This window comes from Nocardia sp. NPDC005978, from assembly GCF_040614455.1.
In the GTDB taxonomy this organism is placed as follows: Bacteria; Actinomycetota; Actinomycetes; order Mycobacteriales; family Mycobacteriaceae; genus Nocardia.
In genome coordinates this window covers 1-8,829 of sequence record NZ_JBEXUS010000187.1, presented here as the reverse complement: position 1 = coordinate 8,829, position 8,829 = coordinate 1, and the positions used below count along the sequence as shown (strand labels likewise).

Annotated in this window: 7 protein-coding genes; 3 read left to right on the top strand and 4 right to left on the bottom strand. The window is 68.3% G+C overall.

The genetic code is table 11. From position 1 onward, the window contains the following. Window positions 1–116: 116 nt before the first annotated feature. On the bottom strand, window positions 117–815 hold the full coding sequence (locus ABZ319_RS39210; protein ID WP_354991661.1) for a hypothetical protein: 699 nt from the start codon (window positions 813–815) through the stop codon (window positions 117–119). A 433-nt stretch (window positions 816–1,248) separates the two neighbouring features. On the opposite strand from ABZ319_RS39210, the gene rfbB reads away from it, so the two are divergent. After that, the gene (gene rfbB, locus ABZ319_RS39205) at window positions 1,249–2,253 is read left to right on the top strand and encodes a dTDP-glucose 4,6-dehydratase (RefSeq protein ID WP_354991660.1); all 1,005 of its coding nucleotides are present in this window, start codon (window positions 1,249–1,251) and stop codon (window positions 2,251–2,253) included. A gap of 15 nt (window positions 2,254–2,268) precedes the next feature. Here the strand turns inward: rfbB and ABZ319_RS39200 are convergent, their stop codons facing one another. The 3 genes from ABZ319_RS39200 to ABZ319_RS39190 all read right to left on the bottom strand — a co-directional run bounded on the left by ABZ319_RS39200 (window position 2,269) and on the right by ABZ319_RS39190 (window position 6,113). After that, window positions 2,269–3,345: a hypothetical protein gene (locus ABZ319_RS39200; RefSeq protein WP_354991659.1), complete on the bottom strand. Its 1,077-nt coding sequence runs from the start codon at window positions 3,343–3,345 to the stop codon at window positions 2,269–2,271. Between the two features lie 72 nt (window positions 3,346–3,417). Next, window positions 3,418–5,010, bottom strand: a complete 1,593-nt coding sequence (locus ABZ319_RS39195) for a DUF2142 domain-containing protein (protein WP_354991658.1) — start codon at window positions 5,008–5,010, stop codon at window positions 3,418–3,420. 122 nt (window positions 5,011–5,132) lie between these two features. Then, window positions 5,133–6,113 carry a glycosyltransferase gene (locus ABZ319_RS39190; RefSeq protein ID WP_354991657.1) on the bottom strand — a complete coding sequence of 327 codons (981 nt, stop codon included), beginning with the start codon at window positions 6,111–6,113 and terminating at the stop codon, window positions 5,133–5,135. Window positions 6,114–6,192: 79 nt separating this feature from the next. Here ABZ319_RS39190 and ABZ319_RS39185 point away from each other — a divergent pair, with 79 nt between their 5' ends. Further along, a complete protein-coding gene (locus ABZ319_RS39185; protein WP_354991656.1) occupies window positions 6,193–6,714 on the top strand; it encodes a GtrA family protein in 522 nt (173 codons plus the stop codon). A 111-nt stretch (window positions 6,715–6,825) separates the two neighbouring features. Beyond that, window positions 6,826–8,730 carry a glycosyltransferase gene (locus tag ABZ319_RS39180; protein ID WP_354991655.1) on the top strand — a complete coding sequence of 635 codons (1,905 nt, stop codon included), beginning with the start codon at window positions 6,826–6,828 and terminating at the stop codon, window positions 8,728–8,730. Window positions 8,731–8,829: the final 99 nt, after the last annotated feature.

Here is an 8,829-nt window from a genome sequence, read left to right as displayed (position 1 = left end):
GCCGGGGCCCGGTCGCGCGCGGCGGCCGGGCCCGCATCGGCACGGAGAACGGCGAAACCCCCGCCCCGGGTGGTCCGGGTGCGGGGGTTTCGACTGTGCTGGCGTCGCGGCCGAAATTACTTGGCGGGGGCGACGAACGGCTGGTTGATGGTGGTGAAGTACTGCGCGGCGGCCAGGATGGCGACCGGCGCGGTCACGAAGATCTGGCCGGCGAGGGTGCCCAGGAAGCCGACGGTGGCGATACCGACAACGCAGCCGGCGATCGGGCCCGCGCCGAAGATGGCGAGCAGGGCGCCGGTGGCGACCAGGCCGATGCTGCCGCCGATGACGCAGCCCAGGGCCGCGCCGCCGAGGCCGCCGAGCAGGGTGCCGACGGTGGCGCCCAGGGCGATGGTGTCCTTCATGCGGTTGAAGGCGGCCTGCTCACGGTCGTACTCGGTCTTCCACGGCGCGACGTTCTCGTACGGCAGGGCGACCGGCTTGTAGACGGCCTTGTCCATGCTGAACTCGGGGGTCAGGGTCGCGGTGCGGTCGGTGATCTCCGCGGCGATCGGGAAGACGTAGTCGTCCACGCGGAAGTTGAGCTCGGTGCCCGCGACGACGGTGCCGTTGGCGGCCTTGACCTTGAATACGCCGTCCTCGACGACCATGGAACCGGCATCCGTGCGGATGATGGTGTTCGTCTCGGTGTTGGTGGCCGTGTAGTTGATCGCGTCGGCCTCGGCCGCGGCGGGGGCCGCGTTCACGGTACCGGCGGCGACGCCCATGGCGGCGATCAGCAGCGCCGACGTGGCGGCGAATTTCCTCATCAGCATTTGGTGCAAACCTCATCAGGGAAGAGCTCGGGGGGACGAGAGAAATAGAAATCGAATTCAGCTAACGAGCGGTGAACCCATCGTGACCGTTCGTTCAAATACCGTTCACCATCACGATGATCGGCGTTGCGAGGATTTGGAAATCTGCAGCGTACGAGGGGTTTTTTCACCGGCCCCGGGCCAGGTGAACGGTAACCTGGAAGTATCTTTGTGACTAAGGTCACAGTTCATGTGTGATTTGTGCGGACAATTTAACGAGAAAGCCGCGAGAGTTCCGTGGAAATTGGACATTCCGGACGCGGACTTTGTCGCCATCCGGAAATTTTGTTTCGGCCGCGTATCCGATTCCGCTCACACGCGGCGGGTAACCGGTGTAATGCTCGCAATGTGGACGCCGCGCCCCCGGGCCGCGCGGGCCGCGTAGGGTTGGCCCGTGCGATTGCTCGTAACCGGCGGCGCCGGATTCATCGGCGCGAACTTCGTTCATCAGACCGTGGCCACGCGCCCCGGCGTCCATGTCACCGTGCTCGACAAACTCACCTACGCGGGTAATCGGGCCTCGCTGGCTGCGATCGCCGATCGCGTCGAGTTCGTGCACGGCGACATCGCCGACGGCGCACTGGTCGATCGACTCGTCGGCGCGGCGGACGCGGTGGTGCATTTCGCCGCCGAATCCCACAACGACAATTCCCTGTCCGATCCGTGGCCGTTCGTGCAGACCAATATCATCGGCACCTACGCGCTGCTGCAGGCCGTGCGCAAGTACGACGTGCGCTACCACCACATCTCCACCGACGAGGTGTACGGCGATCTGGCACTGGACGATCCGGCCGCGTTCACCGAGGCCACGGCCTACAACCCGTCCAGTCCGTACTCGGCCTCCAAGGCGTCCAGCGACATGCTGGTGCGCGCCTGGGTGCGCTCGTTCGGGGTGCGCGCCACCCTGTCCAACTGCAGCAACAACTACGGTCCCTATCAGCACGTGGAGAAATTCATTCCGCGGCAGATCACCAATCTCATCGACGGCATCCGGCCGCGGCTCTACGGTGCGGGACACCAGGTTCGGGACTGGATCCACGTGCAGGACCACAACACCGCGGTGTGGGAAATCCTGGACCGCGGCCGCATCGGCCAGACGTATCTCATCGGGGCCGACGGCGAACGCGACAACAAATCTGTCGTACAACTGATTCTGGAAGGCTTCGGCCGCTCGCCGGACGACTTCGATCACGTCACCGATCGCCCCGGCCACGATCAGCGCTACGCCATCGACGCCACCCTGCTGCGCACCGAGCTCGGCTGGGAACCGCGCTACGGCGATTTCCGCGCGGGCCTGGAATCCACCATCGCCTGGTATCGCGCCAACGAACCCTGGTGGCGCGCGCAGAAATCGGCCACCGAGCACGCCTACGCGGCGGCGGGCGAGAAAGTCCTCTGATACCCGCGGGCGGGTTCAGCGCACGCCGATCCCGCCCCAGTCGCGCCGGTATTCCGCCCAATCCCGCGCGGTGGCCGCGAAATCCACATAGATCGCGACGCCGAAATTCCGCCGGCCGCGCTCGGTGCGGCCCAATCCCAGCCGGATGCCGCGAATCGCGGTCGCCACGGTTTCGGCGTTGCCCCGATGCCCGAGATCGTTCGCCCAGTACGCGGGTACGCCCAGCAACAGATCCACCCCGGCGGGCGTGACCTCCAGCGCCAGCCCGGTCTGCTGCGCGACATAGCCGCCGTAGAGCGATTTCACCGGCATGGCCGTGTCGTACGACATCACCGCGACCTGATCCGCGCGCCGCGCGACCTGCGCGAAATAGCCTTGCGACCACCATTTTCCGTGATCGGCCACGGCGAGGCCGACCGCGTGCAGCCCCGGCAGCGGGTCGATGACCGGCGCGGAGACCGACAGCAGCGCGGCGCGTGCGGCGGTGATCGGGCGTACCCGATCCAGCAGCGCCAGGAAGCCGGGCGAGCCCGAGCGCACCGGTTCCAGGTCGAAGTGGATGCCGTCGAATCCGAGGTCCAGGATCCCGGTCGCGGACGCGGCGACGCGCTCCCGGGTGGCGGCGTCCTCGACGTTCATGCCGTCGAATTCGGGGGCCAGGATGTCGCCGAGCCAGGACTGCACGCGGATGCCGGGCAGCAGGCGATGGGCGGTATCGACGAACCAGCGGGCGTTCGGGTGCAGTTCGGCGGGCAGGGCGCCGTCGTGCTCCAGCGGGCCGGTGTGCACGTACAGGTCCTTGATTCCGGTGCCGGACAACAGTGTCGCGAGCCCGGCCACGTCCGCGTCGGATCTGCGGCCGTCGACCCACGCGTGGCCGAGCCACACCGCGTCCCGCCCGCGCGTGCGGGCGTCGTCCGCGGGTGTGCCCGCGTAGTGCAGGCGCAGATACAGCGCCGCCCCGCCGACCGGGGTCAGCAGGGCGGTGAGGATCACCAGCAGGATCACCCCGGCTCTGCGCCATCGTGACCACCCGCGCCATCTCGCCCCCGCGGCCGCGAACGCGCTGCGCGGCCGCCCTTTTCGCTTCATGATCGAACGCTAGCGAGCGTGCGCGGGCGAGCGGTGGAGATGGTGTGCGGATCCCGTGGTGATCCGCGTGGGTCAGCCCCAGACGATCGTGGAGTACTTCACCACGGCCGCGAGCAGGGCCACGGTGGTGGCGGCGGTGACGGCGATGGCCGGGCCGCGCACCGGGATGCGTCCGTCGGCGCCGGTGAGCCGCAACGGCATCCAGCGCAGGAACACGGCCAGGGTCAGCAGGGCGAGGGGGACGAAGTAGCGGCCCTGGACACCGTCGATGATGAAGTAGCCGACGGGCGTGAAGGACATGTACAGGGTCACGTAGATCATCGCGACGCTCGCCGCCATGGTGAGCAGGACCAGCCAGACGCGCAGCCGATCCCCGGCCATGCGGTCCGCGATGCCCAGGCTCACCACGAAGGCCAGCAGGCTGGCCACGATGGTCAGCGCGGGTACGTCGATGTACGCGAAGCCGAGTTCGCCGAAGAACTGGGTGAACCAGCGCTGGTCGCGGCGGGCGATGCTGTCGCCGAACACGCTCAGGAACTGGATCGGATCGCCGAGGATCTCCTTCAGCTGATCGCCCGGGCGGACCGAGCCCCACTGTTCCTGCGGGCGCATGAGACTCATGCCGTCGCCGGTCGGGGCCGCGATCTTCATCCAGACCGCGAACACGCCGCCGCCGATGACCGCGAACACCCACGGCAGCGCCCGCTGCCAGATCGCCGGGCGTTCGGGATCGCCGAAGCCGAAGCGCCCGGCGGGAATCAGCACCGTGAGCATGGCCAGCAGCACGTAGGTCGGTTTGCAGACCGGCAGCAGCACGGTGGCCGTCAGCGCGAACACCGTTTCCGGCCGGGACAGCCGCTGCCCCAGGAACAGGCCCTTGACGATGAAGGCCGAAACCAGCAGCGCCAGTGCGTTGGTCACGGTGTCGGCGGTCACGGTGCCCGCCTGGAAGACCGCGATGGGCAGCACGGCGACGGTCAGCGCGAGCCATTGCACCCGGTGCCCGCGCAGCACGCGCACCGCGAAGCCGACGATCACCAGGTAGGCGAGGAGCCCGGCCCAGCGGGTGGCCAGCACCAGGCCGCCGACGTTCAGGTCCAGCGCCTCGGCGATCCGAATGCCCGCGGCGGCGGGCAGATACGGGACGGGGGAGTACGCGGCGGTGTTGGTGAACCACACCTGCGTCGTGGCCGCGGACACCGGCAGCGAGCCGAGCTTGTCGTAGGCGGCCCGGTCCACGACCATCGGGTCGGGCTCGTCGTTGTTGTTGCGGTAGTCGTCGAACGCGAACGACATGAGCGCGTCGACGCTGATCGGCACGTCGCCGCCCCACGCGGGCCCGCGGTCGTCCTGAATCTTCTGCGGCGTGATCTGCCCCTGCGCGACCTGGTAGGCGCGCCCGAACTGGGTGATCTCGTCGTGTCCCCAGAAGGGCGGGGTGACCACCGAGAACACCGCGCCGAAGATGCCGGCCAGCACCAGGAAGGCCACGGTGGCCGCGCCGAAGCGCTGCTCGATCCGGGCGAACGCCGCCCCGCGGCCACTCGCTCCCGTCGTCGATTCCGCGCCGGTCGTGCTCGCGCCGGACTCGGTCCCGTTCGGGGCGGTAGCCGCGCCGGTCTCGGCCGCGGCGACGGTGCCGGCGGCGCTCGATTCTGTTCCCACGGTGTCCGATTGTGCTGGACGCTCGCCCGGTTGCTCGGTAAGGGTCCCGGCTCCCGCGGCGGGAGTGGCGGATTCGCTCGGCTCCTCCCCGGGTCGCGTGGCGTCCGGCTCGGTGCGAACGGTCATCGCCTGCTACCGCCCGAGCAGTCCTGCGCCTCGTGCTCGGCGGCCACACCGACCGCCGAGTAACGCAGGTACATCAGGCGCGCGGCCTCGTGCCGGGAGCGGCGGATGCCGTCCAGGACCAGGCCCGCGGTCCAGGCCAGGCTGCCCAGCAGCAGCAGGGTGAAGCCCAGGAACAGCGTGGGGAAGCGCGGCACCTCGTGAATCCGGTAGAACTCGATCACTATCGGCGTGATGAGCACGATCGAGATGATCCAGGCCAGGGTGCCGAACAGGCCGTAGAACGCGACCGGCCGTTCGTGCCGGGCGAGCCCGATGATCAGCCGCAGAATCTTGAAACCGTCGTGGTACGTGCGCAATTTGGACTCGCTGCCCTCGGGCCGGTCCTTGAAGCCGACCGGCACCGCGGTCTGCGGCACGCGCAGGTGCAGCGAATGCACCGTCAGCTCGGTCTCGATCTCGAATTCGCGGGACACCGCGGGGAAGCTCTTCACGAACCGCCGCGAGAACACACGGTAGCCGGAGAGCATGTCCTCGACGTTCTCGCCGAACACCTGGGCGACCACGCCGTTGAGCACCTTGTTGCCGGTCTCGTGACCCGGCCGGTACGCCGATTCGCCCGCCGATTCCCGGCGCACGCCCAGCACGTGGTCGTACGGTCCGGTCAGCAGCGCCTCGATCATGCGCGGCGCGGCGGCGGCGTCGTAGGTGTCGTCGCCGTCGATCATCAAATAGACGTCGGCGTCGATATCGGCGAAGGCGCGGCGGACCACATTGCCCTTGCCCTTGCGATATTCGTGGCGCACGATCGCGCCCGCCTCGCGCGCCTTCTCGGCGGTCGCGTCGGTGCTGCGATTGTCGTAGACGTACACGACGATCCCGGGCACGGCGGCCTTGAGGTCGCTGACGACCTTCGCGACCGAGGCCTCTTCGTTGTGGCAGGGGACAACTGCGGCAATGCGAAGCTCGGTGGGGTCCACCCGGTCAATCCTCGATGTGATCGGTAGGCGAATACGAACACGGGGAGGGTACCCGAGATGGCTGGGGTACCGTCGCCGAGTGTCCAGCAGTGAGCCGGCGGCCGTCGATACCAGCCCCGCCGAAACCGTCCCCGTCTCTTTCGCGGACAAGGTGCGCACCACCCTCAAGCAGGGCAGCGCCTTTCTCGTGGTCGGCCTGATCGGGCTGGCCGTCGACGCGGGGACCTACAACCTGCTGGTGTTCTGGGGCGGGGAGGGCGTGCTCTTCGACCGGCCCATCGTCGCGAAGATCATCGCCATCGGCGTCGCCACGGTCGTCACCTATTTCGGCAACAAATGGTGGACGTTCGCGCACAAGAAGGGCGGATCTGCGGCCCGCGAATACGTCCTGTACGCGGTGTTCAATGTGATCGCGATCGGGCTGCAATTGGGCTGCCTCGGGTTCTCCCGATACGTCCTGGATCTGTCGAGTCCGTTGGCGGACAACATCTCCGGGACTTTGGTCGGGCAGGCGGTCGCGGTCCTGTTCCGCTACTGGGCCTATGACAAATTCGTGTTCACCGGAGCGCGCGACGAGAGTGTTGACGCGGGTTCGCGCTGAAGCCTCGCCCGCGAATTGATAGTCTCTGCGCGCCGTGCGTGACAGTGGGTGTCGATCCGCGTCAGGGTATTACCGGTATCTGATTTGTTTTCGAGCGATGTCGAGGGATTCATGGATGCGTCGGCTGGCCAAGCCGTGACCGAAATCAATGACCGGCAGACCGCCGGAGCCCCTGCGACGCTGCGGGCGGACCATGTCGCGCCCGAGCGCCTGGTGCTGCAGCGCGGGCTGTTCACCGGGCCGGCTCCCCGGATCAGCGACGATCTATACGCGGTGGTGAAGGGCGGCAAGGCGCATCGCGAGCGCTTCAGCCTGCGTCTGGACAAGGGCGCCACCGCCACGACCAATACCTACTTCGGCCGCTTCGCCGCCAGCTACTGGCAGCGCTGGACCACGGTCACCGCCGTCGAGGTCGCGATGACCCTGGAGGTGGGCGGCCGCACCAAGGTGCGCCTGGCCGCGTCGGACATCGCCGGGCACCGGCGCGTGGTGGCCACCGCCGAAACGCGCGAGGACGGCCGCGTCGTGCTGAGCACCGCGCTGGACATGTACATCGACGGCGGCGCGCTGTGGCTCGAATTCGACGCCATCGGCGGTGACGTGCTCATCTCCGATCTGGCCTGGAGCGCACCGGCTCCCGAGACGGTGCGACCGGTGGCCATCGCCATCTGCACCTTCAACCGCGCGCCGGACTGCGCGAACACGGTGGCGGCGCTGGCCTCGGACTCGACCGTGCTGGCCGCCATCGACGCGGTGTACGTCGTGGACCAGGGCACCGATCTGGTGCAGGATCAGCCGGTCTTCCAGGAGACCGCGCCCGCGCTCGGCGACAAGCTGCGCTACCTGCGCCAGCCGAATCTCGGTGGGGCGGGCGGTTTCACCCGCGGCCTCTACGAGGTGTCGGCCGCCAACGAGCACGCCGACGTCATCCTGATGGACGACGACATCCTGTGCGAGCCCGAAACGGTGCTGCGGCTCAACGCCTTCGCGAACATGACCGTCGAGCCGACCCTGGTCGGCGCGCAGATGCTCTTCCTCTACAACCCCGACTTCCTCAACGTCGGCGCGGAGGAGACCGATCTGGGCAGGCTGCGCCACGGCCAGAAGGTGTCCAAGGCGCTGCGCAACACCAGCATGCTCAAGAAGCATCAGGAACGCCGTGTGGACGCGGGCTACAACGCCTGGTGGACCTGCCTCATCCCGGCGGAGGTGGTCGCCCGCATCGGGCTGCCGGTGCCGATCTTCTTCCAGTGGGACGACGTCGAATACGGCCTGCGCGCGCGGGAGAACGGGTTCGTCACCGTCACCATGCCGAACGCGGCGGTCTGGCACGCGGACTTCTACTGGAAGGACTTCGACGACTGGGCGCGGTACTTCTCCTCCCGCAACTCGCTCATCGTCTCCTCGCTGCACACCGATCTGGATCCCAAAGCCGTTACCCGCCAGCTCTTCCGAGAGATCGGCGAATATCTGGTCGGGATGCAGTACGGCCTGGCGCACACCACGCTGCAGGGCATCGAGGATTACCTGAAGGGCCCGGAGATCCTGCGCGACGGCGGCATCGCGGCGCTGGCCGCGGCCCGGGGCTCGCGCAACGAGTACGCCGAGACCATCAAGCATCCGGCGGCGACCTCGCCGATTCCCAACGCGCACCTGCACGTGCGCCGGGCCGGCGGCGAGCCCAGCCGCCCGCTGCTCATCCTGTTCAAGCGGGCGCTGAACCAGTGGACCGGGCGCGTGATCCCGGGTCCGGTGGCGGTCACCCGCGAGGACGCGCACTGGTGGCACGTCGGCCTGTTCGGCGACGTGGTGGTCACCGACGCCTCGCAGTCCGGGGTGCGAGTTCGCCACCGCGACAAGGAGACCGCGCGCAAGCTGCTGATCCGCGCGTATCGGGTGCTCAAGAAGCTCCGCAAGGAACTGCCGGAGCTACAGCGGCGCTGGCGCGGGGCGATGCCCGAACTCACCAGCCGCGCCAACTGGGAGCGGCTGTACGGGATCGATTCCGAGAAGTAGCCGCGAGACTCGAAAGGCCGGTCGCCCAGGGCGACCGGGCGTTTAGCGCGACTGCCGACCGGCGCGAGGTACAGGTCGGGGGGGGGGGGGCCGGCGCCC